20 protein-coding genes are annotated in these 26,729 nt (G+C 64.4%); 11 read left to right on the top strand and 9 right to left on the bottom strand.

Features of this window, described 5'->3' with window-relative positions; genetic code table 11:
- Positions 1-3 precede the first annotated feature (3 nt).
- From metH to JQ591_RS02775, 4 genes are all read left to right on the top strand, one after another.
- Positions 4-3,882, top strand: coding sequence for a methionine synthase (gene metH / locus JQ591_RS02785; protein ID WP_211394522.1), 3,879 nt, complete (start codon positions 4-6; stop codon positions 3,880-3,882).
- Positions 3,883-4,407: 525 nt separating this feature from the next.
- Positions 4,408-4,539, top strand: coding sequence for a hypothetical protein (locus JQ591_RS35565; RefSeq protein WP_283817684.1), 132 nt, complete (start codon positions 4,408-4,410; stop codon positions 4,537-4,539).
- A gap of 56 nt (positions 4,540-4,595) precedes the next feature.
- A complete protein-coding gene (locus JQ591_RS02780; RefSeq protein ID WP_249136462.1) occupies positions 4,596-5,288 on the top strand; it encodes a hypothetical protein in 693 nt (230 codons plus the stop codon).
- Between the two features lie 88 nt (positions 5,289-5,376).
- Positions 5,377-6,384 (top strand): DUF3592 domain-containing protein, encoded by a 1,008-nt coding sequence (locus JQ591_RS02775; protein WP_249136359.1) that lies wholly within the window; start codon positions 5,377-5,379, stop codon positions 6,382-6,384.
- A gap of 273 nt (positions 6,385-6,657) precedes the next feature.
- Here JQ591_RS02775 and JQ591_RS02770 read toward each other — a convergent pair whose 3' ends face one another.
- A complete protein-coding gene (locus JQ591_RS02770; protein WP_211394519.1) occupies positions 6,658-7,287 on the bottom strand; it encodes a glutathione S-transferase family protein in 630 nt (209 codons plus the stop codon).
- 121 nt (positions 7,288-7,408) lie between these two features.
- Here JQ591_RS02770 and JQ591_RS02765 point away from each other — a divergent pair, with 121 nt between their 5' ends.
- From JQ591_RS02765 to JQ591_RS02750, 4 genes are all read left to right on the top strand, one after another.
- On the top strand, positions 7,409-7,852 hold the full coding sequence (locus JQ591_RS02765) for a DUF6636 domain-containing protein (RefSeq protein ID WP_249136357.1): 444 nt from the start codon (positions 7,409-7,411) through the stop codon (positions 7,850-7,852).
- Positions 7,853-8,328: 476 nt separating this feature from the next.
- Positions 8,329-8,781, top strand: coding sequence for a hypothetical protein (locus JQ591_RS02760; RefSeq protein ID WP_211394518.1), 453 nt, complete (start codon positions 8,329-8,331; stop codon positions 8,779-8,781).
- 5 nt (positions 8,782-8,786) lie between these two features.
- Positions 8,787-10,163: a Dyp-type peroxidase gene (locus JQ591_RS02755; protein ID WP_211394517.1), complete on the top strand. Its 1,377-nt coding sequence runs from the start codon at positions 8,787-8,789 to the stop codon at positions 10,161-10,163.
- 53 nt (positions 10,164-10,216) lie between these two features.
- Complete coding sequence (locus tag JQ591_RS02750; RefSeq protein WP_211394516.1) at positions 10,217-12,064, top strand: di-heme-cytochrome C peroxidase; 1,848 nt, start codon at positions 10,217-10,219, stop codon at positions 12,062-12,064.
- Positions 12,065-12,085: 21 nt separating this feature from the next.
- Here the strand turns inward: JQ591_RS02750 and JQ591_RS02745 are convergent, their stop codons facing one another.
- On the bottom strand, positions 12,086-12,679 hold the full coding sequence (locus JQ591_RS02745) for a GNAT family N-acetyltransferase (RefSeq protein WP_211394515.1): 594 nt from the start codon (positions 12,677-12,679) through the stop codon (positions 12,086-12,088).
- Between the two features lie 196 nt (positions 12,680-12,875).
- Positions 12,876-14,381 carry a glycerol kinase GlpK gene (gene glpK / locus JQ591_RS02740; protein WP_211394514.1) on the bottom strand — a complete coding sequence of 502 codons (1,506 nt, stop codon included), beginning with the start codon at positions 14,379-14,381 and terminating at the stop codon, positions 12,876-12,878.
- Positions 14,382-14,630: 249 nt separating this feature from the next.
- On the opposite strand from glpK, the gene JQ591_RS02735 reads away from it, so the two are divergent.
- Together JQ591_RS02735 and JQ591_RS02730 are read left to right on the top strand one after the other, a co-directional pair.
- A complete protein-coding gene (locus JQ591_RS02735) occupies positions 14,631-15,989 on the top strand; it encodes an MBOAT family O-acyltransferase (protein WP_211394513.1) in 1,359 nt (452 codons plus the stop codon).
- A gap of 1 nt (position 15,990) precedes the next feature.
- Positions 15,991-16,896, top strand: a complete 906-nt coding sequence (locus JQ591_RS02730) for a hypothetical protein (protein WP_211394512.1) — start codon at positions 15,991-15,993, stop codon at positions 16,894-16,896.
- 14 nt (positions 16,897-16,910) lie between these two features.
- Here JQ591_RS02730 and JQ591_RS02725 read toward each other — a convergent pair whose 3' ends face one another.
- The 6 genes from JQ591_RS02725 to JQ591_RS02700 all read right to left on the bottom strand — a co-directional run bounded on the left by JQ591_RS02725 (position 16,911) and on the right by JQ591_RS02700 (position 25,690).
- Positions 16,911-17,684 (bottom strand): SDR family NAD(P)-dependent oxidoreductase, encoded by a 774-nt coding sequence (locus JQ591_RS02725; RefSeq protein WP_211394511.1) that lies wholly within the window; start codon positions 17,682-17,684, stop codon positions 16,911-16,913.
- A 148-nt stretch (positions 17,685-17,832) separates the two neighbouring features.
- Entirely contained in the window at positions 17,833-18,975 is a 1,143-nt protein-coding gene (gene pimD, locus JQ591_RS02720) for a pimeloyl-CoA dehydrogenase small subunit (RefSeq protein WP_211394510.1), read from the bottom strand.
- Positions 18,976-19,139: 164 nt separating this feature from the next.
- Positions 19,140-20,330: a pimeloyl-CoA dehydrogenase large subunit gene (gene pimC / locus JQ591_RS02715; protein WP_211394509.1), complete on the bottom strand. Its 1,191-nt coding sequence runs from the start codon at positions 20,328-20,330 to the stop codon at positions 19,140-19,142.
- Between the two features lie 179 nt (positions 20,331-20,509).
- The gene (locus JQ591_RS02710) at positions 20,510-21,697 is read right to left on the bottom strand and encodes an acetyl-CoA C-acyltransferase (RefSeq protein ID WP_211394508.1); all 1,188 of its coding nucleotides are present in this window, start codon (positions 21,695-21,697) and stop codon (positions 20,510-20,512) included.
- Positions 21,694-23,388 (bottom strand): dicarboxylate--CoA ligase PimA, encoded by a 1,695-nt coding sequence (pimA, locus tag JQ591_RS02705; RefSeq protein WP_211394507.1) that lies wholly within the window; start codon positions 23,386-23,388, stop codon positions 21,694-21,696. The genes JQ591_RS02710 and pimA overlap by 4 nt, the downstream gene beginning before the upstream one ends.
- A 205-nt stretch (positions 23,389-23,593) precedes the next feature.
- Positions 23,594-25,690, bottom strand: coding sequence for a 3-hydroxyacyl-CoA dehydrogenase NAD-binding domain-containing protein (locus JQ591_RS02700; RefSeq protein ID WP_211394506.1), 2,097 nt, complete (start codon positions 25,688-25,690; stop codon positions 23,594-23,596).
- A 128-nt stretch (positions 25,691-25,818) separates the two neighbouring features.
- Here JQ591_RS02700 and JQ591_RS02695 point away from each other — a divergent pair, with 128 nt between their 5' ends.
- Complete coding sequence (locus JQ591_RS02695; RefSeq protein WP_211394801.1) at positions 25,819-26,685, top strand: IclR family transcriptional regulator; 867 nt, start codon at positions 25,819-25,821, stop codon at positions 26,683-26,685.
- The last annotated feature ends 44 nt before the right edge of the window (positions 26,686-26,729 follow it).

Genomic DNA, 26,729 nt, shown 5'->3' with positions numbered 1-26,729 from the left:
ACCATGACCGTATCCACCTCTCCCAAGTCCACCTCTCCCAAGCGAACCGCCCTGCTCAACGCCGCGCGCGAACGCATTCTCGTGCTCGACGGCGCCATGGGCACGATGATCCAGAATCTCCAGTTCGACGAGGCCGCCTTCCGCGGCGAGCGCTTCAAGAACTTCCATCGCGACTTGCGCGGCAACAACGACCTCCTGATCCTGACCCAGCCGCAGGCGATCGAAGACATCCACGCCGCCTATTTGCGTGCCGGCGCCGACATCGTCGCGACCAACACCTTCTCGACGACCTCGATCGCGCAGGCCGATTACGATCTCACCGACATCGTCTACGAGATGGCACGCGAAGGCGCCCGCCTCGCCGGCAACGCCGCACGCCGCGTCGAGGCCGAGGACGGCAAGCCGCGCTTCGTCGCCGGCGCCATCGGACCGACCAACCGCACCGCCTCGATCTCGCCCGACGTTTCCAATCCCGGCTACCGCGCCGTCACGTTCGACGATCTGCGCAAATCCTATGGCGAGCAGATCAACGGGATGCTCGACGGCGGCGTCGATCTGCTGCTGGTCGAGACCATCTTCGACACGCTGAACGCCAAGGCGGCGCTCTACGCGATCGCCGAGATCACCGAGGAGCGCGGCATCGACATGCCGGTGATGGTGTCGGGCACCATCACCGACAAATCCGGCCGCCTGCTGTCCGGCCAGTTGCCGGAAGCGTTCTGGCATTCGGTACAGCACGCAAAGCCCGTGACCATCGGCTTCAACTGCGCGCTCGGCGCGGAAGATCTGCGCGCGCATATCGCCGATATCGGCCGCGTCGCCGACACGCTTGTTTGTGCTTATCCCAATGCCGGCCTGCCCAACGAATTCGGCCAGTATGACGAGACCCCGGAATACATGGCCCGCCTGGTCGGCGAGTTCGCGCGTGATGGCCTCGTCAACATCGTCGGCGGCTGCTGCGGCACCACGCCGGACCATATCGCGGCGATCGCCGCCGCGGTCGCGCCGCACAAGCCGCGCATCGTGCCGGAGATCGAACCTCGCTTAAGGCTCTCCGGCCTCGAGCCGTTCATCCTGACCGACGCGATTCCCTTCGTGAACGTCGGCGAGCGCACCAACGTCACCGGCTCCGCCCGCTTCCGCAAGCTGGTCACCGCCGGCGACTACACCGCCGCGCTGCAGGTCGCGCGCGACCAGGTCGAGAACGGCGCGCAGATCATCGACGTCAACATGGACGAGGGTCTTCTGGACTCGGAAGCCGCGATGGTGACCTTCCTCAACCTCGTCGCCGCCGAGCCCGACATCGCCCGCGTCCCCGTGATGGTCGATTCCTCGAAATTCTCCGTGATCGAAGCCGGCCTGAAATGCGTGCAGGGCAAGCCGGTCGTCAACTCGATCTCGATGAAGGAAGGCGAGGAGAAGTTCATCTTCGAGGCCAAGATCGCCCGCCGCCACGGCGCGGCCGTCGTGGTGATGGCGTTCGACGAGGTCGGCCAGGCCGACACGTTCGCCCGCAAGACCGAGATCTGCAAGCGCGCCTACGACATCCTGGTGAACCGCGTCGGCTTCCCGCCGGAAGACATCATCTTCGATCCCAATATTTTCGCGATCGCAACCGGCATCGAGGAACACAACAATTACGGCGTCGACTTCATCGAGGCGACGCGCTGGATCCGCAAGAATCTGCCGGGCGCGCACATCTCGGGCGGCGTGTCCAATCTGTCGTTCTCGTTCCGCGGCAACGAGCCGGTGCGCGAGGCCATGCATTCGGTGTTCCTGTATCACGCCATCAAGGCCGGCATGGACATGGGCATCGTCAATGCCGGGCAGATGATCGTCTATGACGACATCGACGCCGAATTGCGCCAAGTGTGCGAGGACGTCATCCTCAACCGCGACCCCGGTGCGTCCGAGCGCCTGCTGGCGCTCGCGGAACGATTCCGCGGCAACAAGACCCAGACCAAGGAAGCCGATCTTGCCTGGCGCGAATGGCCGGTGGCGAAGCGGCTGTCGCACGCGCTGGTGCACGGCATCACCGAGTTCATCGAGCAGGATACCGAAGAGGCCCGCAAGGCCTCCACGCGTCCGCTCGACGTGATCGAGGGACCGCTGATGGCGGGCATGAACGTGGTCGGCGATCTCTTCGGCGACGGCAAGATGTTCCTGCCGCAGGTGGTGAAATCCGCCCGCGTGATGAAGCAGGCTGTCGCCTGGCTGATGCCGTTCATGGAAGAGGAGAAGGCGCGCAATCGCGCCAGCGGCATCGACAGCGATGCAAAATCCTCCGCCGGCAAGATCGTGCTCGCGACCGTCAAGGGCGACGTCCACGACATCGGCAAGAACATCGTCGGCATCGTGCTCCAGTGCAACAATTACGAGGTCATCGACCTCGGGGTGATGGTGCCTGCGGCCAAGATCGTCGAGACCGTGAAGGCGGAGAAGGCCGACATCGTCGGGCTGTCCGGCCTGATCACGCCCTCGCTCGACGAGATGGCGTTCTTCGCCGGCGAATTGCAGCGCGAAGGCCTCAAGCTGCCGCTGCTGATCGGCGGCGCCACCACGAGCCGCGTGCATACGGCGGTCAAGATCGACCCGAGCTATCGCGCCGGCCCCGTGGTGCATGTCAACGACGCCAGCCGCGCCGTCGGCGTCGCCTCTGCGCTGCTGTCGCCCGAGAGGCGCGAGGCCTATGCCGCCGAAGTGCGCGCCGAATACGCAAAGATCTCGGACGCGCATATGCGCGCCCAGGCCGACAAGAAGCGGCTGAAGCTGGCGACCGCCCGTGCCAACCGCGTGCCGGTCGACTTTGCCGCGAACAAGCCGGTGAAGCCGACCTTCCTCGGCACCAGGAGCTTCGACGACTACGATCTCGCCGAGCTGGTGCCCTATATCGACTGGACGCCGTTCTTCCAGACCTGGGAGCTCGCCGGGCGCTTCCCCGCCATTCTCGACGACGCCAAGGTCGGCGAGGTCGCGCGCTCGCTCTACGACGACGCGCGCAAGATGCTCGACCTGATCGTCAAGGAGAAATGGTTCCGGGCACGGGCCACCGTCGGCTTCTGGCCGGCAAATGCGCAGGGCGACGACATCGTGCTGTATGCCGACGAGAGCCGGACCAAGACGATCGCGACGCTGCACACGCTGCGCCAGCAGCTCGAGAAGCGCGAGGGCCGTTTCAACGCGGCGCTGTCGGACTTCGTCGCGCCTGCCGGCACCGACGTGCCCGACTATGTCGGCGGCTTCGTCGTCACCGCCGGCATCGGCGAGGATGTGGTTGCCGACCGCTTCAAGATGGCCAATGACGACTACTCCTCGATCCTGTGCAAGGCACTGGCCGACCGCCTTGCGGAGGCCTTCGCCGAGCGCATGCATGCCCGCGTACGCCGCGAGTTCTGGGCCTATGCGCCGGACGAGGCGCTCTCCCCCGACGATCTGATCCTGGAGAAGTACCAGGGCATCCGTCCCGCCCCCGGCTATCCCGCGCAGCCCGATCACACCGAGAAGGCCACGCTGTTCGAATTGCTCGACGCCGAGAACACCGCCGGCGTGAAGCTGACCGAGAGCTTTGCGATGTGGCCGGGCTCTTCCGTGTCTGGGCTCTATCTCGCTAGTCCCGAGAGCTATTATTTCGGCGTCGGCAAGATCGAGCGCGATCAGGTCGAGGATTACGCTGCGCGCAAGGACATGACGGTCGCCGAGGCCGAGCGCTGGCTCGCGCCGATCCTGAACTACATCCCGGCGCGAGAGAGCGCGAGCGACAAAGCGGCGTTCGTGGCAACGCCGGCGAATGACGAGACGTCGAAGGATCTCGCCTCGCATCCGCCGGGCTGCACCTGCGCGGTGCACCTGGTCTGGCAGAAGAAGCGCGCGGGCGCGGTTTAGGCGCCCTCCAAACAAAAAACGAGAAATCAACCCCATGCACAGTAGGCATGGGGTTGAAAAAGCTCGATAATTTTTCGGCGTTACCGAAACGACTTGCGGCGTCGGGCAAAACACCTGTATGAATGCACGATCACCCACCGCGCCCGTTTGATACTCGCTGCCTAGTCCGTCACGATCGCGGGCGCGTGCCACACGTTCGGTGTCGTCCGTTCGGTGTCGTCCTGGCGAAAGCGAGGACCCATACCGCGTGATCCATCGGTGACGATCGCTGGCAAAGCCGAACGACCAATCTTCGCCAAATTGTTCGCTGGAGTAATGGGTCCTGGCTTTCGCCAGGGCGACATTGGTGAAGCAAATGCTCAGCCTGTACCGGACGACGCACGGCATCGAACAGCTGCGGATGCGCCTCGCGGGAACCTGACGGTGTGAACTCGATCACTTGTCCGCTCAACCTTGATTCGCTACTCTCTCGGCCTACTACCTTCAAACCGACGGTTTGCTTGTGGTCTCCTTGGGATCGAACATATGAAGCAGTTCATTGCACTGTTCGTCGCCGCGATCGTTCTTGTCGTGCTGCCAGCGATTGCCTCGGCGGACTGTCCGAAAGGCTACGTGCCATGCGGCGAGCGAAGTCAGTTGTGCTGCCCAGGCAAGTAGCAAGCCGCAAATGGCTTTGGCTTGGTAGCGGAGTTTTTGTCGCGATCGCCCTGGTGATGGTCACAGCCTGGGTCGGTTTCCCGCGCAAGAAGCAGACGATCACGGCCATCCTCTCCGAGACCGGATATTTCGAGGTGGTGCCACCGAGCACGTTCGGCGGCCCCGGCACCATCAACACGATCGAATATCTCAGCAATGGTCGGCTGGAGCTGCATCCGACCTGCGATGTCGATCCCGCGCTCCTGACGGGCAAGATCCAGAAATCGCCGACCGTGGACCGCGACCTGAAGCAGTCGCTCGAGAAGAATCTCGACGTGTCCGCGCAGGTCAGGGACAAGCTGTCCGCCGTCGCCGGCATGCAGCAGGTCGATTCGATCCACCTCAAGCTCGAGAACGCCAACATCCTGCTGATTTCCGACGAGTCGCTGATCTCGACCCGCAATGCCTTGCTGAAGGCCGAGTGCGAGGACGCGGTGACCCTGAACGTTTCGAGCGGCGGCGTCGTGTGCCAGACGCGGTCCGTGCTGGAGGCCGATGTCGTCTACGAGATCAAGTACCACAACAAGATTTCGATGGAGGAGCGGGCCAAGCTGACCTCCGAGATCGCAGCCAAGCTCGAGCTGGACGCCCACCAGGGGTCGGACGACAAGGTGTCGGGCTCTCAACTGTTCTTCGGCATCAGGCTGTCGCCCAACCCGATCGTCCTGAAGAACGCGACGGGCGAGATCAAGCCCTGTACGCGGAAGTAGGATCGACGCCGCACCTCACCCCGGCCGTGAACGCGAAGCGCGCTCGCCGCGACCAATGGCGGTCGCCGCCGAAGCGCAGGGGAATCGGATGCTGAACGCCCAACAAATGATGTGGACACAGATTGCCGCCGGCATCGCAGTGCTGCTGTTTGGATTGACGCTGTTCAACCTGGTCCGCATGCGGGGCAGAATGCTGGCGGCGCGGAGCTGGGACAAGGTGGAGGGCATCATCACGGTCTCCCGGGTCGACCAGTTGGCGGCACACGCCTCGGACGATCGGAACGACGCCAAGCCCATCATCCGCTATCGCTATCAGGCCGGCGGCCAGGAGCTCGAAAGCGACAAGATCTTTGTCGGCGGCCCCACCATCACGACGAGGGTCCTGGCCGCAAAACTGACCGGACGTTATCCGGTCGGCGCCCACGTCGACGTCCATGTCGATCCGAGGCAACCGACCGAGGCGCTGCTGGAGCCTGCCGCAGCGCAGAACGTCACGGCGCTGATGGCGTTCACGATGGTGTTCGGCGTCATCGCCGCCACCCTGACCGCGCATTCGTTCGCGGGCCACGTGCTCTACGCCGACAATGGCGTCCCGCTGTTCGCGTTCGCGCTGCCGATCATCGTGCTCGTGGGCGGCGTGTTCTGCGTCGCCGAGTATGTCCGGGCGCGCCGGCTGGCGAGCGCCAGCCTGCGCTGGCCGACCGCGTCGGGCAGGGTCACGCGCTGCGACGTGATCGAGGAGATCATCGAGGAGAAGACCGACCACGACAACAGACCGACGACTTCAAAGCTTGTCCACCGCTATCAGGTCGCCTTGCGCTACGCCTACAGGGTCGGCAAGCGCGACTTCATCGGCACAGAAGTCGATTGGGGCGGCACCATGATCTCCGGGCTGCGCGAGGTCGCCGCAGAGGCCGCGGCGAAATATCGTCCCGGGCAGAGCGTCCAGGTCTATTACGATCCGGACCAGCCCGGACAAGCCGTGCTGGAGCCTGCAAGCCGCGACGGCGCGCTGGGGCCGCTGATCGGTGCCGCGATCTGCGCGGTCGTCGGCGGCCTTTTCCTGACAATCCTGATCAAGGTCGGGTTTGCGTAGCCGCGCCTCTCCTCGCTAGCGGCAGGGCAATCGCATATGACGTCTCAGCGGCGCCTGAGCGAGCGCCTCGTCCTTCGAGACGTCCGCTTCGCGGCCTCCTCAGGATGAGGCTCCGTTGCATCCATCTGCGTCAAATGCTGCCGCATACTCGTCCCTCATCCTGAGGGCCCGCCGCAGGCGGGCGTCTCGAAGGATGGCCGCAGTCGAGCTTCCAGCCATATGTTTCTTCATAGGCAATTGCCCTGCCGCCCGCGGAGAGAGATTGAAAAAGGCTCACCCCTTCGGCGGTGCCAGCGGTTGCACGATCTCCCGGAACGGCGCCAGCGCCTCGCAAGCGTCGGCGTGAGCCGACAGCGCGGGATAGCGCGAGGGATCGAACAGAAGCGGGTGCGCCTCGCGGGTGAAACGCACGACGCAGGCCACTGCAACGTCGGCGTGGCCGATGCGGTCACCCAGCCAGTATGGCGTCGTCACCTTGGCGCGCTCGGCCTCCAGCACGCCGAGCACGTCAACAATCTGCGCCTGGCAGCGCTCGACCCACAGCGTGAGCTGCTCCTTCCGCAGCACGCGCTCGTAGAGCAGACTGACCGCCTTGTCGCCAAGACCGGAAGCGAGCGCGCAGATCCGCAGGTGACGCCGCCGCTCGGCGCCGCTGCGCGGCAGCATCGCCTTCGCCTCGCCTGCGAGCTCGTCGAGATAATCGAGGATGACCGTGCTCTCGATCAGCGCCTCGCCGTCGTCGAGCACCAGGGTCGGCACGCGGCGCAGCGGATTATAGGGCGCGATCTTGTCGGCATCGCCGAAGGTGGACCACGGCCGGTGCTCGAAGGCGAGGCCATAAAACCTCAGCGCGATCGCGACGCGGCGGACGAAGGGGGAATCATATTGGCCGATCAGGAACATGGCTCTCGCTCTTCACAGGCATTGGACACGACGGGGCCGATCAGTTCATCGCCAATGCGCGTCGGCCGCAACAAGAATCTCGGCAGGAGAGCATTGCGCTTCCTGCAACGACGCGGAATCAATGTTCGGCGACCAGCAAGGAGTTTTTGAAATGTACCTGCGATCATTGACAGTGCTTGCCCTGCTCGCCGCCGCGAGCCTCGTTCATGCGCAGGACCGCCCGATCGGCTTTTTGACGCCGTCGAAAAACATCGCCTGCCAGTTCTTCACCGACAACGGCCAAGGCGCGCTCCGCTGCGACATCATGAACTTGGACACGCGCCCGCGCCGGCCGGCCGATTGCGAGCTCGAATGGGGCAACGCCTTCGAGATGAACGCGAAAGGAGCCGCAGGCCGCATCTGCGCCGGCGACACCATCATGGACCCGTCGTTGCCCGTGCTCGCCTATCGCGAGGTGTGGCAGCGGGCGGGATTCACGTGCCGGTCGGAGCAGACGGGACTGACGTGTTTCAACGCCATGCAGCACGGGTTCTCGCTGGCACGAGCGGAGCAGAAGGTGTTTTGAGGTCGTAGCGCATGGAGCCGAGCGCGGGAACGCTGTCCCGGATTACGCTGCGCTCCATCCGGGCTACTGCACCGCCGCGAGTTGATGCGCCGATTTGAAGAGCGAGCGCGCCCACACTCGGTCATTGCGAGCGCAGCGAAGCAATCCAGAATCTTTCCGCGGAGACAGTCTGGATTGCTTCGCTGCGCTCGCAATGACGATGTGGAGACAGCTGCGTAACCCGCACACTATTCCATGACCGGCATATGCCGCGCCGTAGTCGCGCCTGCACCTGGTCGCCGAGCCGGGCGGCGCAGCCGCATTCGCCTGGCGTAGCCCGCCGCGGCCGGGATTGTCGGGAGACCAGTGAAGCAGATCACAAATTGTAGTTGTAATTGTGCTAAGATACAGGCGTGAAGCAATTGAGGGAATACATGCAGCCACGCCGCAATTGAGCCGTTCGCAACGGTTCTGGCGGATAACAGGGAGGAATTGCCATGAGCGTCGTCCTGACCACGGGTAAGATCAGCGCCCTGACCGCAATCACCAAGATCGTTCCCGGTCATGCCGAAGCGTTACGCAAGACACTTCAGGGGCTGACCGGTGCAAACGGCGGTAAAATCTCTTCTCTCGGCACCATCCATATCGTGCGCTGGGTCATTTTCGACGATGATACGCGTTTGTTCTTTGCAACGAATTTTGACGGCAGCGTCGAAGACTACATGCGCGATTTCGCCGAGCGGGCGCCCGATGGAATCGACGCGATCTGGGGCCATTGCGAAGGATATCCGGGAGCGCGCGATTATCCCAAGCTGCGTGATTACATTCTTGGAAGCGCCATCGAAACCGACGGTTATTATTGCGCCTATCCGAATTCTACCGTCACTGACATCAACAAGGCGCTGGATTGGAAGGGCAAGTTCGACACATTCCTTGACCAGATCGGCTGACGGGAATGGCTGCCCAATCCGCAGCCGGCGACCTGGATCGGAACGACATCCAGGGAATGGCGATGCGGCCGTATCGCTTCCCGTTTGCGCACTATCATCTGCTGAACGTGAGCGATGCGGCGAAGGCCCGGCGATGGTTCGGTGGTGTTGCCGGGCGATGCACGACCGTGGCAAATCTGGACGCGCCGCCTCCACTGGCTTTCAACGTCGCCCTCTCGTGGCAAGGCCTGTCGGCGATCGGTACGCCGGAGCCCAGCTTGTCGAGTTTTCCGCAGGAATTCCAGCAAGGGATGGCTGCGCGCGCCGATCGGCTCGGCGACGTTGGTGACAGCGCTCCGGCGCGGTGGGACGCGCCGTTCGACAAGCGTGTGCACGCGCTTGTCGTGGTCAGCGCGATGACAGCAGCGGATCGCGATGCCGCTTCGACAGCATTGCTGTCTGATTTGCGCGATAACGGCTTGGTTGCGGCAAGTACCATCGATGCGAAATTGCTGCCCGGGCCGGATGGTAAGCTCGTTCCAATCGAGCACTTTGGCTATCGTGACGGAATCACGCAGCCCGCGATCGAAGGCAGTGGAGAGCCCGCCCTGCCCGGCGCGGGCATTCCGGACGCGGGCGGTTGGCGTGCCTTGAAGGCTGGTGAGTTCGTACTGGGGCAGCCCGATGAGACCGGTGCAGTGCCTGACTTGCCCACCCCCGCAACTCTCGGCGCCAACGGCAGCTTCGTGGTGTTGCGCAAGCTGCACCAGCATGTCTGGGCCTTCCGGGATTTTCTGCGACGCTCCGCCACGGATGAGGCCGACGCCGCGCTGGTCGCGGCGAAGATGATGGGACGCTGGCGAAGCGGCGCACCGCTGGCCTTGGCAGCAGCGCAGGACGACCCGGCGCTCGCTGCAGACCCGACGCGAAACAATGATTTTACATATCTCGACGACCTCAGGGGAACGAGCTGCCCGGTGGGGGCGCATGTGCGGCGCCTCAATCCGCGCTCGGGGCTGACAGGTCCGAATGGTGCATCCGTCCATCGGCACCGGCTGCTGCGCCAGGGTTTGCCCTATGGGTCGCACCTGCCCGCGGATGCGGCTGCCGATGACGGCGCCGAACGCGGCGCCATCATGTTGCTGGTGAACGCCGACATCGCGCGTCAATTCGAGTTCGTTCAGAAGGTCTGGATCAACGACGGTGACTTCGCCGGCCTCGGGAACGACAAGGATCCGATGATCGGCGGCAATGACGGAAGCGGGTTCTTCACGATTCCGCGTGTCCCACCGCCGCGGCGTCGATTGAAGGAATTGCCGGCGTTCGTGAGCACACGCGGCGGAGAGTATTTCTTCCTGCCGGGCATCGCCGCGTTGCGATCGCTGGCGGACACGGCCTCATGATTGATTTGGCAAGGGCCGGCTGAGGTCTTCGACAGCCTGCCAGGGAGAACGAGATGGCGTGGAAACCGAATTCAATCGTCGCCTCGCTGGCGCTGCTCTTCTCGGTCATCGTTGCCGCGGTCGTCGTGATCGCAGGCGTGGTGGGCTACCCCTATGTCGCCAAGGTCTATGACGGGATCAGGGTGAAGTTGCCGGAGTATCCAACCACCCAAAAGACGCGCTGGCTCGACCAGAACTGGACGGACAAGCGCGAATGGTTTCACCACGCCGATCAGGGGACGGCGACGTTCCACATCCCCTACGAATGGTTCATGGCGCTTGAACAGCCGGTCTTGTCGCTGACGACAGTCGGACCTCTGAGCGATCCCGCTTATCTCGACCGTTTCGGATTCATTCCCGATCCGACCGATCCCAAGCTTGGATTGCCTGTCGGCATGGCGCGCGGCAAGGCGATGGTCGACGCGACCGCAAACCCCTGGAAAAATCCACGGGCGCCGTACAATGACATGACCCGGGTCGGGCTGACCTGCGCGGCGTGCCACACCGGACGTCTCACCTACCAGGGGACGGAGCTCCTGGTCGACGGCGGCCCGGCGCTCACGGATCTCGGCAAGTTTCGGACCGCGCTTGGCCTCTCGCTGGCGTTCACGCGCTTCGTGCCCTTCCGCTTCGACCGGTTCGCCGAAAAGGTGATCGGAGCCAACCCGAGCGAGGTGGAAAAGAGCCAGTTGCAGGCGCAACTCGACAAGATCCTGGCGCAGGGCAAGGGGCTCGCCGATCTCGACACCGTGGTTGCCCCGCAGAGCGTGGTCGAGGGGTTCGGCAGGCTCGACGCGTTGAACCGCATCGGCAACGAGGTCTTTGCGGTCGACCTCAAGATTCCCGCCAACTATGCCGCCACGTCGGCGCCCGTGCATTTCCCGCGCATCTGGGATTCCTCGTGGTTCGATTGGGTCCAGTACAACGCATCGATCGAACAGCCCATGGTGCGTAATGCCGGTGAAGCCATGGGCGTCTCGGCGATGATCAATCTGACCAGCGTGAAGGGAGGCCTTTTCAACTCCGGTATCGAATTCATGAACCTGGACCGGATCGAGAGATCGCTGGCCGGGAAGCAGCCGAATGAAAGCACAGGCTTTACCGGATTGAAGTCACCACAATGGCCTTCCGAGCTGCCTCCTGTCGACAAGACGCTCGCCGGGCAAGGTGGCGCACTCTACAAGGAGCATTGCCAGGGATGCCACCTGCCGCCGGTGAGCAGTGCCGAGTTCTGGAAGTCCGACCGCTGGTCGTTGCCGGACAAGCGGAAGGAAGAGCGTTATCCAGGCGAGCGTTATCTCCGCGTCCCGGTCATCCCGATCACGAAGGTCGGCACGGACCCGGCGCAGGCCCAGGATATGCTCGACCGCAAGGTCACGGTTCCCAGGGAGCTCGATATTCCTTTCGACGGTTTCGGCTTTGCGCTCGGCGCGGTCACCCAAAAGACCATCGCGCATTGGTATGACGGCCAGACACCACCGGTTGCGCCGGACAAGCGCGACGAGCTGAACGGATACCGGGATAACGGCATCCAGGCGCCGCTGGCCTACAAGGCGCGTCCGCTCAACGGGATATGGGCAACGCCGCCTTACCTGCACAACGGCTCGGTGCCCAACCTTTATGCCCTGTTGTCGCCGGTCAACGAGCGGCCGACGAAATTCTACCTGGGCAACCGCGAATATGACCCGGTCAATGTCGGATATCGCTACGACAAGCTGGAAGGCGGATTCGAGCTCGATACCAGGATCCGGGGCAACACCAACACCGGGCACGAGTTCAACAATGGAAAGGACGGCGTGATCGGCCGCCTTTTGACGCCTGGGGAGCGGCGGGCGCTGGTCGAATTTCTGAAGACGCAATGACGGTGTGGCGGCAGCCGTACACTATTCGATGATGGGCACGTGCCGCGCCGCATCGCGCGGTGCCGTACCGTCGAGGCGCGGATCGTCGGCGATCTCGATCTGGCGGCGGAACGGCTGGAAGCCGGAGCGCTGGTAGAACGCGACGGCCGAGGGATGGTCGAACGTGCAGGTGTGCACCCAGAAACGGCGGATGTCGCGCGACCATGCGAGCTCCAGCGCGCGGTTCATCAGGAAGCGGGCGGCCCCCGTTCCGATCAGGCCAGCGGTGACGCCGAAATAGGCCAGCTCGCACTGGCCGGGCTCGCGAAAATCCAGCTCCAGCAGGCCGTCGTCGCGGCCATCAACGACGAGGGCGTAGATCTCGATATCAGGCGCATGGATGATTGCGGCGAGCTCCGCATCGCTCATGCGCGGCCGGGAAAACCACAGCCACTCCTCGCCGACGCGGCGATGGAGATCGCGGTACCAATGAAGCGCGGGGGCATCGACCTTGCGCAGGGTCCGGCTACCTGGCGGATCGTCGCGGCGGGCGGGACGCGCGGTCATCTCCAGATGGGTGACGACGGCGGCGATCTTGCCGGCGGGGACGTCGGAATAGCCGTCGGGGAGGATCATTGCGTTCCTGTGGAGCCGAGTGCGACTTACACATTCTATGTCGTCCCGGCGAAGGCCGGGACCCATAACCACGAATGCGCTTTTCCTTTGCGACGCTGGAACGACGAGTCACGTTCACAACATCGGCTGCGGAGTATGGGTCCCGGCCCCCGTGCGCAATTGCGCACTAGGCCGGGACGACTCGGAGAGGGCGCGCCTAACCCTCCCCCTCGTCGCTCGCCAGCACGCCCTTCACCGCCCTCGTCCAGCCCGCGAGCTTCCGCTCCCTTGTCGCCTGGCTCATGTTGGGCTTGAAGCGATGCTCCAGCCGCCAGTTGTCGGCGAATTTGGTCGGTTCGGGATAGACGCCGGCCTGAAGGCCGGCGAGATAGGCGGCGCCCAGCGCCGTCGTCTCCTGGATCACGGGGCGATCGACCGGCGCGTCGAGCAGATCGGCGAGGCGCTGCATGGTCCAGTCGGACGCGGTCATGCCGCCGTCGACGCGCAGCACGACGCTGGCCGTTTCCGAACTCGGCCAGTCGGCGCGCATCGCGGCCCAAAGATCAAAAGTCTGGTAGCAGACGCTTTCGAGCGCGGCGTGGGCAAGCTCGGCCGGGCCGGTGTTGCGGGTGAGGCCGAACAGCGCGCCGCGCACGCGCGGATTCCAGTAGGGCGCGCCCATGCCGACGAAGGCCGGGACGAGATAGACGCTCTGCATGGAGTCCGACTGATCGGCAAGAGGTCCGGTCTCGGCGGCGTGCTTGATGATGCCGAGGCCGTCGCGCAGCCACTGCACCGCGCTGCCCGCGACGAAGATCGAGCCTTCGAGCGCATAGGTGCGCTTTCCACCGAGCTGGTAGGCGATGGTGGTGAGCAGCTTGTTCTTCGAGACCACCGGCGTGGTGCCGGTGTTGAGCAGGGCGAAGCAGCCGGTGCCGTAGGTCGACTTCATCATGCCCGGACGGAAGCAGGCTTGTCCGATGGTCGCGGCCTGCTGGTCGCCGGCGATGCCGGAGATCGCAATCGCGCCGCCGAACAAATCCGGCGTGCTCTCGCCGAAGCGGGCGGAGGAATCCTTCACCTCCGGCAGCATCGAGCGCGGCACGCCGATGATCTCCAGCAGCTCGTCGTCCCACTGGCCGGTGTGGATGTTGAACAGCAGCGTGCGCGAGGCGTTGGTGGCGTCGGTGGCGTGCACCTTGCCGCCGGTGAGGCGCCACAGCAGGTAGCAATCGACGGTGCCGAACATCAGCTCGCCGCGCGCGGCACGCGCCCGCGCGCCGGGGACGTGGTCGAGAATCCAGGCGACCTTGGTGCCGGAGAAATAGGGATCGATGATCAGGCCGGTCTTCTCCGAGATCACGGGCTCGCGGCCGTCGGCTTTCAGCTTGGCGCAGATGTCGGCGGTGCGGCGGTCCTGCCAGACGATGGCGCGATGCACGGCCTGCCCCGTGGCGCGGTCCCACACCACGGTGGTCTCACGCTGGTTGGTGATGCCGATCGCGGCGATGTCCTTGGGCCCGATGCCGGCCTGCTTGATCGCGTCGCGGCAGACCGTCACGGTCGAGGTCCAGATGTCCTCGGGCTCGTGCTCGACCCAGCCCGAGGCGGGGAAATGCTGCGGAAACTCGGCTTGCGCCTTCGCCGCAATGGATATGTCGCCGCGAAACACGATCGCGCGCGAGGAGGTGGTGCCCTGGTCGATGGCGAGGACGAAAGACATGGCGGCGAACCTTGGCGTTGACTTGGCGTTACTTGGCGTTGACTTGGCGTTGACTTGGCGTTGACTTGGCGTTTTCTCGGCGCTTTCTCAGCGTTGTCCCGTGAGGGGATCATTGTGTCGCGCCAAAAGGAGCGGATTGGAGACGGAAGGTCAAGCCCGCCGCGTTCGTCGGGGCGAGCGACCCGCGTGTGGAGGGGCTAGGACAGAGAATGCGAAAATGCTACATGCCGGGCGGGCAGATGGGGCGGCATGACCTTCACTTCTTTTCAGTTCGGCATCTTCGTCGCGATCGTGTTTGGCGTCTATTACCTGCCTTCACTGCGCAGTTTCCAGGTCCCGCTGCTCGTGCTCGCGAGCGTGTTCTTCTACGGCTTCGGCCAGCCTGAGTTGCTGCCGCTGCTGCTCGTCGCGGTCCTCGGCACCCATGTCTGCCTGGTGCTTGCGTTCGAGAATCGAAGCGTCTGGATGCCGGCCGGCATCGTCTTCAATCTCGGCCTGCTGGCGTTCTTCAAATACAAGTTCCTGTTCGTTGACGCCGCCGCGGCCCATCTCACCGGCACCGCGCCGATCGACTTCCTGCTGCGGCTGCCGCTGCCGATCGGCATTTCGTTCTTCGTGTTCCACAACATCAGCCTGCTGGTCGACCTGACGCGCGAGAAGCGCACCGTTCGGTTGCGCGACGTGTTCCTCTACATCATCTTCTTTCCGCAGCTGGTGTCCGGCCCGATCACGCGTGCGGCCCAGTTCATGCCGCAGATCGTTCCCAAGCGGATCAGCGACGTTGCCTTCGTCGAGGCCGCGAAGTGGATTCTGGTGGGGTATTTCTTCAAGCTGTATGTGGCGAACAATCTCAACGAGATGACGTCCTATATGGACTTCCCGCTCTACGAGACGCTGCGCACGCAGGATCGCTGGCTGCTGGTGTTCCTCTACAGCTATCAGATCTACGCCGACTTCTTCGGCTACTCCGCGATTGCGCTCGGCCTCGGCCTGCTGTTCGGCTACCGCCTGCCCGTGAACTTCAACCTGCCCTACATCTCGACCTCATTCTCGGAGTTCTGGACGCGTTGGCACATATCGTTGTCGAGCTGGCTCAGGACCTATTTGTACATTCCGCTCGGCGGCAACCGTCATGGACCGGCACGAACCACTCTCAACCTGATGATCGTGATGACGCTTGGCGGGCTCTGGCATGGTGCAAGCCTGAGCTACGCCCTGTGGGGCATGGCGCACGGTTTCCTGCTCGTCATCGAACGACCGTTCCTGAAACTCCTGGGGGATGGCAGCCCTGCGGTGCGGGTGATCCGGATGGGCATCGTGTTCTTCTGCGTCACTATGCTCTGGATCTTCTTCAAGCTGCCGAACTTCGACCACGCGCTCAGCTACCTCAGGGGAATGTTCATGGCGACGGACGCGCCCAATCCTCCGAAGCTGTTCACCAATCTCGCTTTGCTCTACGCCTTGCCGGTGATCATCCAGCATATCGGCATCGGCGCGCTCGTCGAAGGTCGCTTGCGGCGATGGGAGCCGTATCTCTACGGCGCGCTCGCGGCGCTCGCCTGTCTCGAGGCGGGGCCCGACAGCACTTTCATCTACTTCCAGTTCTGACATGCAGCAGGATTTGACGCTTTCATGGCTGGTCAAGTGCGCGGTGGCCGCAGCCGCGCTGCTGCTGGCCTGCGCCTTCACCACGGCGCGCTTCGGCTCGGCCCTGCAGCAGCCGGCGGTCACGACCCGCGGCGGCAGCCTCGTCAGCCTCAACCGCTATGTGCGGGATCCCACGCCTGATATCGTGGTGGTCGGCAGCTCGGTCGCCTGGCGCCTCAAGGAGGAATATTTCTCGCCTCCGCGCGTCCGCAATCTTTCGTTGGCGGGCGGCTCGCCGTTGACAGGTCTCGAGATCGTCGCGAACCGGCCGAACCCGCCGAAGATCGTGCTGATCGAGACGAATGTCCTGACGCGCGAGTCGGACAGCGCGCTGATCGAGAAATTCTCCGGCGGCGCACGCACGGAAGCGCTGCTCTTGCGCCCGGTGCGAACAGCGATCGCGGGCTATGAAACGTGGAAACACGGCGAACCCGATCCCGCCCGGGCGCGCGCCGAGCGGGATCGCCTGCTCGGCCAGCCGCCGGGCACATTCGACAACAAGGTCTATCTCGACCGTGCGCTGGAGCAGATGAACGAAGCCGACCCGACCGTGCCGGCTCGCGCGAATGTGGTCCGCATCCGGCAGCTCATCGACACGCTGCAGCGGCGCGGCACCCGCGCGTTTCTGATCCACGTTCCCTTTGCGCCGGAGATCGAAGGCTCCCGCATGGTCCGGATGACCAACGAGATCGTCAACGAAGCCTTCCCGGATCGCGGGCTTTGGCTCCCGATCGATCCGCCGCGAAGCGAGCTGCGTTGGGACGACGGCGTGCACCTCGACGAACGTTCGGCCCTGATCGTCGTGCGCGCCATCGAAAGCGCCATCGAACGTGCCCTGGCCGAGCGAGACAGCGCGCACCGCCCGTAGCGGAGGACCGGCGACTACGGCGCCGCCGTGGTCACGCCGCCGTCGATGACGATGGTCTGCCCGGTCATGAAGCTCGACGCGTCGGAAGCGAGGTAGGCCACCGCGCCGGCGATTTCGTCGGGTTCGCCGATGCGGCGAAGCGGCGTGGTGGCGGTGCGGCGCTTGAGGTTGGCTTCGTCTTCCCACAGCGCGCGGGCGAAATCGGTTTTCACGAGGCCTGGCGCGATGCAATTGACGCGGACGCCTTTCGGGCCCCATTCGCCGGCGAGCGAACGACATAGCGCGAAGTCGGCGGCCTTGGAGATGCCGTAGGCGCCGATCACGGTCGAGCCGCGCAGACCGCCGATCGAGGAGATGATGACGACGGAGCCGTTGCCGCGCTCGGCCATCTGCGGGATCGCGAGCGCAGAGAGCCAGATGTTGCTCTTGACGTTGCTGCCCATGATCTTGTCGAAGGCTTCGTCGGTGATGTCGAGCAGCGGACCGTAATACGGATTCACCGCGGCGTTGCAGACGAGGATGTCGATCTTGCCGTAATGCTTGGTCGCACCTGCGATCAGCGCCTCGACCTCTTGCTTGCGCGCGATGTTGCAGGGGATGACGGTGGCGTCGCCGCCGGCCGCCTTGATGCCGTCGGCGACCTCCTTGCAGGCGTCGGCCTTGCGCGAGGAGACCACGACTTTAGCGCCGAGCTTTGCGAGCAACTCCGCGGAGGAGCGGCCGATGCCGCGACTGGAGCCGGTGACCACGGCGACCTTGCCGGTGAGATCGAACGGGGTGTTTTTCATTGGGTTGGCTCCGCTGAGGCCACTTGTTCAGTCGTCATCGCCCGGCTTGGCCGGGCGATCCAGTATTCCAGAGACGGCGCGGCTAGAACCGCGAAGCCGCGGCGTACTGGGTCCCCCGCCTTCGCGGGGGACGACAGTTATCGTGTGGCTAGATCAACCCGCCACCATCCGCGACGCGGCGCTGGTGGTAGTCGGTGTCGCCGAACGAGTTCTCGATCATGGTCAGGCGCTTGAAGTAGTGACCGATCTTCGCCTCCATGGTCATTCCGATGCCGCCGTGGAGCTGGATCGCCTGCTGTCCGACGAACTTCAGCGACTTGCCGATCTGCACCTTGGCCGCGGCAACGGCGCTGCTGCGCTCCTTGGCGTCCTCGAAATCGCCCGCCATGGTCGCGAACATCGACATCGATCTTGCCTGCTCGGCGGCGACGAACATGTCGGAGGCGCGGTGCTGGAGGCTCTGGAACGAGCCGATCGCGACACCGAACTGCTTGCGCGTCTTGATGTACTCGACGGTGGACTTGAGCGATTCGTCCATCAGGCCGACCGCTTCGGCGCAGAGCGCGATGCGGGCTTCGTCGACCACGCGTTCGATCAGCGCGAGCGAGTCGTCGGGATTGCCGAGCGCCGCATCGGCACCGACCTCGACGCCGGTGAAGGTGATGTCGGCGGCGTGCAGGCCGTCCTGGGTCGGGTATGACTTCCTGGTGACGCCCTTGGCGTTGGCCGGCACCAGGAACACGCCGATGCCGCTCTTGTCGCGGCGGTCGCCCTTGGTGCGCGCGGTCACGATGAGGGTATCTGCGTTCTCGCCGTTGAGCACGACGAACTTCTCGCCGTCGATGACCCAACCATCGCCCTTCTTCTTCGCCGTCGTGGTGACGTCGAAGAGATCGTAGCGAGAGTTCTTCTCGAGCTGGGCAAAGGCGAGCGTCTTGCTGCCGTCGACGATACCGGGCACGTGAGCGGCCTTCTGCGCATCGCTGCCCGCATGGCGCAGGAAGCCGCCGCCGATCACGACGGTTGCGAGATAAGGCTCGAGCACGAGCGCCTTGCCGAGCGCTTCCATCACGATCATGGTCTCGACGCCGCCGCCGCCGAAGCCGCCATCGGCCTCCGCGAAGGGCAGACCGAGCAGGCCCTGCTCGGCGAGCTTGCCCCAGACGGTTCGGCTCCAGCCGCCCTTCTCCTTCATGTACTTCTTGCGGCTCTCGAAATCGTAGGAATCGGTCAAGAGGCCGTCGATGCTTTCCTTGAGAAGCCGTTGCTCCTCGTTCAGATCAAAATCCATGTTTCTCTCCAAATCGGCCGGACTTGCCGTGCCGTCGCCTCACTCTCGGACGTCATCCCCGCGAAATCGGGGATCCAGTAAACGCAGCCGTCCGTTTGTACTCACGACCGCCGCGGCGTACTGGGTCCCCCGCCTTCGCGGGGGACGACACCGTCATTCTTGACTCAAAGCCCCAGCACCGCCTTGGCGATGATGTTGCGCTGGATCTCGTTGGAGCCGCCGTAGATCGAGACCTTGCGGTTGTTGAAGTAGCTCGGCGCGATCTGGCCGGTCCAGTCCATGGCTTCGTTCGAGCCGTCGTCGCCGTGCACGTCATAGGGTGCTGCGAACGGGCCGATCACTTCCATCAGCAGCTCGGTGGTGGTCTGCTGGATCTCGGAGCCCTTGATCTTCAACACGGAGGAAGCCGGATTGGGCTTGCCCTTGCCGTGCTTGCCTTCGTCGGCGACGACGCGGAGCTGCGTCAGCTCGAGCGCCTTGAGCTCGATTTCGCAGGCCGCGAGCTTCTCGCGGAAGGCAGCGTCCTGGATGATCGGCTTGCCGCCGGATTCGACCTTGGAGGCGAGATCGCGGATGCGGCGGAGCCGCTCCTTGGAGACGCCGACGCGGGCGATGCCGGTGCGCTCATTGCCGAGCAGGAATTTCGCGTAATCCCAGCCCTTGTTCTCCTCGCCGATCAGGTTCTCGTAGGGAACCTCGACGTCGTCGAAGAAGACCTCGTTGACCTCGACGCCGCCGTCGATGGTCTGGATCGGGCGCACGGTGACGCCCTTGGACTTCATCGAGAACACGATGAAGGAGATGCCCATCTGCTTCTTGGCGGTCGGATCGGTGCGGCAGAGGCAGAAGATCATGTCGGCGTGCTGGGCGAGCGTCGTCCAGGTCTTCTGGCCGTTGATGATCCACTTGTCGCCCTTGCGCTCGGCCTTCGTCTTCAGCGAGGCGAGATCGGAGCCGGAGCCGGGCTCGGAGAAACCCTGGCACCACCAGTCGTCGACATTCGCAATGCGGGGCAGATACTGCTTCTTCTGCTCCTCGTTGCCGAAGGTGTAGATGACGGGACCGACCATGCTGACGCCGAAGGCGAGCGGCTGCGGCGCCGGATAGGACTGCAGCTCCTCGTTGAAGATATAGTGCTGCACGGACGTCCAGCCGGTGCCGCCATATTGCTTCGGCCAGTGGCTGACGCCCCAGCCCTTCTTGTTGAGGATGCGCCACCACGTCACCATCTCGTCCTTCGAGAGGTGGCGGCCCTCGACCAGCTTGCGCCGGGTATCCGGTGGCACGTTGTCGCGGAAGAACTCCCGCACTTCCTCGCGAAACGCCTGCTCTTCTTTCGTGAATGCGAGATCCATCGGATCCTCCTGTGAACTTCCTTTGTCGTCCCGGCCTAGTGCGCAATTGCGCACGGGGGCCGGGACCCATAACCACAACTCTTTGTTGTCTTGCACAGGCCATTATTGTCTGTGCCCCACACTCCGGCTGCGGAGTATGGGTCCCGGCTTTCGCCGGGACGACGGTTACTGGACGACGGCTACTGCAACACCTCAAAAAGCCCCGCCGCGCCCATGCCGCCGCCGACGCACATGGTGACGACCGCGTATTTCGCCTTGCGGCGGCGGCCTTCGATCAAGGCGTGGCCGGTGAGGCGCGCGCCCGACATGCCGTAGGGATGGCCCACCGCAATCGCGCCGCCGTCGACGTTGATCTTGTCGGGGTCGATGCCGAGCTTGTCGCGGCAATACAGCACCTGCACCGCGAAGGCTTCGTTCAGCTCCCAGAGGCCGATGTCGTCAACGGTGAGGCCGTGGCGCTTGAGCAGGCGGGGCACGGCGAACACCGGGCCGATGCCCATCTCGTCCGGCTCGCAGCCGGCGGAGACGAAGCCGCGGAAGATGCCGAGCGGGTTCAGCCCGCGCTTTGCCGCTTCCTTGTCGCTCATGATCACAGAGGCGCTGGCGCCGTCGGAAAGCTGGCTGGCATTGCCGGCGGTGACGCTGAATCCCTCGCCGCGCACGGCCTTGAGGCCGGCCAGGCCTTCTGCGGTGGTCTCGGGGCGCGGGCCCTCGTCCTGCGAAAGCGTGACGTCCTTGAACGAGACCGCACCGGTGGCCTTGTCGGTTACCGCCATCTTGGTGGTGATCGGCGCGAGCTCGTCCCTGAACTTGCCGCCCTGCTGCGCCGCAGCCGTGCGGCGCTGGCTTTCCAGCGAATATTCGTCCTGCTTTTCGCGCGAGATGCCGTAGCGCTTGGCCACGATTTCGGCGGTGTCGATCATGGGCATGTAGACCTCGCCCTTGATCTCGAGCAGTGCCGGGTCCTGCGCATGGAAGCCGTTCATCTTGTCGTTCTGCACCAGCGAGATCGACTCGCCGCCACCGCCGACCGCGATCTCGACGCCGTCGAAAATCACCGAACGCGCGGCGAGCGCGATCGCCTGCAGGCCCGAGGCGCATTGCCGGTCGATCGTGGTGCCGCCGACCGTGACCGGCAGGCCGGCACGGAGCAGCGCCTTGCGCGCGATGTTGCCGCCGGTCGCGCCCTGCTGCAGCGCTGCGCCCATCACCACGTCCTCGACCTCCTTCGGGTCGATCTTGGCGCGCGCGACGGCTTCGCCGATGGCGTGGCCGAGCAGGGTTGCGCCCTCGGTGGCGTTGAGCGCGCCGCGATAGGCCTTGCCGATCGGGGTGCGGGCGGTGGAAACGATGACGGCGTCGGTCAAGAGCGATCTCCTGATGCAAGTTGGGTGGCAAGTTGGGCGGATTGTGATGGTTTCTGCTGCTGGCGCAACTCGTGGCGCGACAGCTTTCCGACCGGGGTGCGCGGCAGATCGTCGACGAATTCGACCTCCGCCGGCAATTCGTGCTTGCCCAGCTTGCCGGCGAGCTGCGCGCGCAGCTCGTCGAGCGAGAACGGCTTTGCATCCGGCTTCAGCTTGACGAAAGCCTTGGCGGCCTCGCCGCGGTACCGGTCGGGAATGCCGAGCACGATCACCTCGTGCACGCCGGCAACGGTGTAGATCGCCTGCTCGATCATCTGCGGATAGACGTTGAAGCCGCCGGAGATGATCATGTCCTTCTTGCGGTCGACCAGGAAGAAATAGCCGTCGGTGTCGACATAGCCGATGTCGCCGGTGAGGAAGCGGCCGTCGGCAAAGGACTCCGCGGATTCCTTCGGCTTGTTCCAGTAGCCTTTGGTGACGTTCGGGCCCTTGATGCGGATCTCGCCGACTTCACCCGGCGGCAGCACTTTCGTGGGATCTTCCAGCGAGACGACATCGAGCTCGATGCCGGGCAGCATCAGTCCTATCGAGCCGGGCTTGTCGGGACCTGTGGGCGGATGGCCGGTGCCAGGCGAGCAGGTCTCGGTCATGCCCCAACCGCTGCGGAGCTTCTTGCCGACCTTGCGCTCGAAGAAATTCGCGATCTCCACCGGCAGCGGCGCACCACCCGAGCCGATCGTCGCCAGCGAGGAGAAATCGCGCTTGTCGAGATCGGGAAGGGCTGCGATCGCGATCCACATCGTCGGCACGCCGGGGAAATAAGTCGCGCGCTTGATCTCGATGTCGCGCATCACCGCTTCGACGTCAAAACGCTGATGCAGCGAGATCAGATTGCCGCGCCTGAGCGAGGACAGCAGCACGACGGTGAGCGCGTAGATGTGGAACAGCGGCAGCACGCAGATCACGCGCTCGACGACGTCGCCACGCGTCGCGCGCGACGGCTTGCCCCAGACGTCGTAGATCGACACGGCCGAGGTGAGATTGCCGTGGGTGAGCATCGCGCCTTTGGGCAACCCGGTGGTGCCACCGGTATATTGCAGCAGCGCGACGTCGTCGGCCGTCACGGACGGCCACTGCGCCGGCGCGGTCGCGTCCGCGACGAAAGTCTTGAAGGTAACGATGCGGGGATCGCTGGGGATCGCGGCCTGCGGCGTGCCGACCTTGCCCCAATTGTCGTCCTCGCAGACGACCAGCCTGTCGATCAGGCCCTTTTCCAGGAATTTCAGCGCGGTCGGCAGCAGCGCCGCAAGGTTGGAGGTGACGAGCAGGCGCGAACCGGAATCGGAAACCTTGTGCGTCAGCGCGATCTCACCGTCGAGCGGGGACAGATGCGCAACGCGGGCGCCGGCTTTCAACGCACCAAAGAAATTGACAGGGTGATCCGGCGTATTGCCGAGGAACAGCGCGATGGATGTGTTCTTGCCGCAGCCGGCGCGCAGGAACGCTGCGGCCGCACGCTCCGCCATCGCGGCGAGCTCGGTGTAGGTGATCGGACGTTCCCGGAATTCCAGCGCGGTGCGCGGGCCGTACTCGGCGGCGGCTTTTGCCAGCAGGTCAGGTAGCGAACCCTGGACGATGGTGTCGTCCCAACGCACGCCTTCGGAATAAAACTGTTCGCCGGGATGGGTCATTAAAGATCGATACTTTGCAAACGTAAGGCTGGCACGGACCGACAGGCTCCCTTCCCCCTTGCGGGGAAGGGTTGGGGAAGGGGGTAGCTACAAACGCTGACCTCGCCCGGGGTTACCCCCCTCCCTGACCCTCCCCCGCAAGGGGGGAGGGAACGGAGAGGGCGTCGCCCAGAATGAGTCATCGCAGCCACAGCGCCCAATCCGATCAAGCCGCTTTCGACGCCGCCGCCAGCGACGCAAACGTCTTGCCTTCGGCCGCGAGCTTCTTCAGCAGCGGCGCGGGCTCGAGGCTGGGGTCGTTGGTCTCCTTGGCATAGAAGGAGAGACGATCGGCGATGTGCTTGAGGCCGACGGTGTCGGCCCAGAACATCGGGCCGCCGCGGTAGATCGGCCAGCCATAGCCATAGAGCCAGACCACATCGATATCGGAGGGACGCGCGGCGATGCCTTCTTCCAGGATCTTCGCGCCCTCGTTGATCATCGGATACATCATGCGTTCGAGGATCTCGTCGTCGCTGACGACGCGCTTCTTGCGGCCGAGGCGCAGCAGCGTCTCGTCGATCAGCTTCTCGACCTCGGGATCCGGCAGCGCCGAACGGGAGCCGGCTTCGTACTTGTAATAGCCCTTGCCGGTCTTCTGGCCGAAGCGACCGGCTTCGCAGAGCGCGTCCGCGATCTCCGACTTGATGCCGCGGTCCTTGCGCGAGCGCCAGCCGATGTCGAGGCCTGCGAGGTCGCCCATCGCGAACGGCCCCATCGGCATGCCGAACTTCGTCACGACGGCGTCGACCTGCTGCGGAAGCGCGCCTTCGAACAGCAGTTTCTCCGACTGCTTGCCGCGCTGGGCCAGCATGCGGTTGCCGACGAAGCCGTCGCAGACGCCGACCACCGCCGGCACTTTTGCGATTTTGCGCGCGATCGAGACAGCCGTCACAAGGGCATCCGGCGCGGTCTTGTCGGCGCGCACGATCTCGCACAACTTCATGACGTTGGCGGGCGAGAAGAAGTGCATGCCGAGCACGTCCTGCGGACGCTTGGTCGACTTCGCGATCTCGTCGATGTTCAGGTACGAGGTGTTGGAGGCGAGCACGGCGCCCGGCTTGACGTACTGGTCGAGCTTGCCGAACACTTCCTTCTTCACCGCCATGGTCTCGAACACGGCTTCGATGACGAGGTCGGCATCGCCGACGTTCTCGATGCCCACGACGCCGTTGATCAGCGCCATGCGCTTGGCGGGCGCGTCCGCCGGGATGCCGCCGCGCGCCGCGGTCGCTTCCCAGTTCTTCTGCATGATGCCGAGGCCGCGCTTGAGCTGCTCCTCGCCGGTCTCGATCAGGGTGACGGGAACGCCGGCATTGGCAAAGGACATCGCTATGCCGCCGCCCATCGTGCCGGCGCCGAGGATGGCGACGCGGTTCACGGGCCGCGGCTTGGTGCCTTCCGGGACGCCGGCGATCTTGCTGGCCTCGCGCTCGGCGAAGAAGGCATAACGCTGCGCCTTGGACTGATCGCTGGCGACGAGCTTCAGGAAGCCCTCGCGCTCCTTCTTGAGGCCCTCGTCGAACGGCAGGTCGATGGCGTAGCCGACGGCGTCGGCCGCCGCGAACGGCGCTTCCAGGCCGCGTGACTTCTTGGTCATGGCGGCGACCGCATTGGTGAAGATCGAGCGGTCGGCCTTGGCCGCCGCGATCTTGGAGTCGTCGTCGCGCAGGCGGCGCAACGGACGCTTTTCGGCCAGCAGCTTTCGCACGAAGGCTTCGCCTCCGACAGCCGGGCCCTCGACGATCTCCTCGATCAGGCCGTTCTTCAGCGCTTCCGCCGCACCGATCGGATCACCGCCGACGATCATCTTGACCGCAAGCTCCGGCCCGACCGCGCGCGGCAGGCGCTGGGTGCCGCCGGCGCCCGGCAGCAGGCCGAGCTTCACCTCGGGCAGGCCGAGCTTGGCTTCTTTCACAGCAACGCGAAAATGGCAGGCGAGCGCGACCTCGAGCCCACCGCCGAGCGCGGTGCCGTGGATCGCGGCCACGACCGGCTTGGGCGAGTTCTCGATCTCGGAAAGCACGTCGTTGAGGGCAGGCGACTTCGGCGGCTTGCCGAATTCGGTGATGTCGGCCCCCGCAATGAAGGTGCGGCCGGCGCAGGTCAGCACGATGCCCTTGATAGCGGGATCGGCGACCGCGGCCTTGATGCACTCCAAAATACCGCCGCGAACCGCGGCGCTCAGCGCATTGACCGGAGGGCTGTCGACCGTGACGATCCCGACTTCGTCATGACGCTCAAGCTTGACCACTTCGCTCACGGTGTCCCTCCTTGGTGGGGTAACTTTTGTTCGATTTCGCACTGCGGAATTTAATTCCGCATCTTGACGGCAGGGTTATTTTGAAGCACGTGGCTTGTCAACGACTCCGCGCAAGAAGCAGATCAGGGATGAAGCGTACAGGAAAGAAGACCGCGACCGACCGGAATTTCGTTGTCGCGCTTTCCCGCGGACTTGACGTATTGCGCGCATTCCAGCCCAACGACGGACTTCTAGGCAATCAGGAAATCGCGGCCCGTACCAATTTGCCCAAGCCGACCGTTTCGCGGCTGACCTATACGTTGACGAAGCTCGGCTATCTCACGCCGGTTCCCCGCTTCGAGAAGTATCAGCTTGCGCCGGCTGCGATGGCGCTCGGCTACGCCGCGTTATCCAATCTCGGCGTTCGGCATTTGTCCGAACCGTTCCGCGAGGACGTGATGCGCGCGACCGGGGGAGCCGTTGCGATCGGCGGCCGCGATCGCCACAGCATGATCTATTTCGGGCAGAGTCGCGGCAGCGAGACGGTCGGCGTTCAACTTGACGTCGGCTCCCGCGTGCCGATTGCAACCAGCGCGATGGGCCGCGCCTATTTCTGGGCGCTGGGCGACGAGGATCGCGCCGAATTGTCGCGTGTCCTGCGCGAACATTACGGCAGCCGCTGGCCCAAGATGCGCGACGGGCTGGAACGTTCCGGCGAGACCGTCGCGAAACACGGCTTTGCAATTTCCGTCGGCGACTGGCACGACGACATCGGCGCCGCCGGCGTCGCGCTCAGGCTCAACGACGGAACCGGGCCTTACGCATTCAATTGCGGCGCGCCTGCATTCCGCTTCACGGAAGAGCGGTTGATCAACGACATTGGACCGCGTCTGCTTGCGATGGTAAGGAACATCGAAGCGGCACTTGGGGGTCTGATGCCGCATTCCAAAAAAGACGTCAGCAAAAAGCTGAAATCAGGAGGGAAAGTTGCGCGTGTGGCCGAGGGGATCAGATAGCCTTTGTCATCATCGGGAGCGGTTCACATCGCCCCTTCGCTCAC

It is taken from the genome of Bradyrhizobium canariense (genome assembly GCF_018130465.1).
Classification (GTDB): Bacteria; Pseudomonadota; Alphaproteobacteria; order Rhizobiales; family Xanthobacteraceae; genus Bradyrhizobium; species Bradyrhizobium canariense_C.
This window is presented reverse-complemented; position numbering and strand designations above follow the sequence as displayed.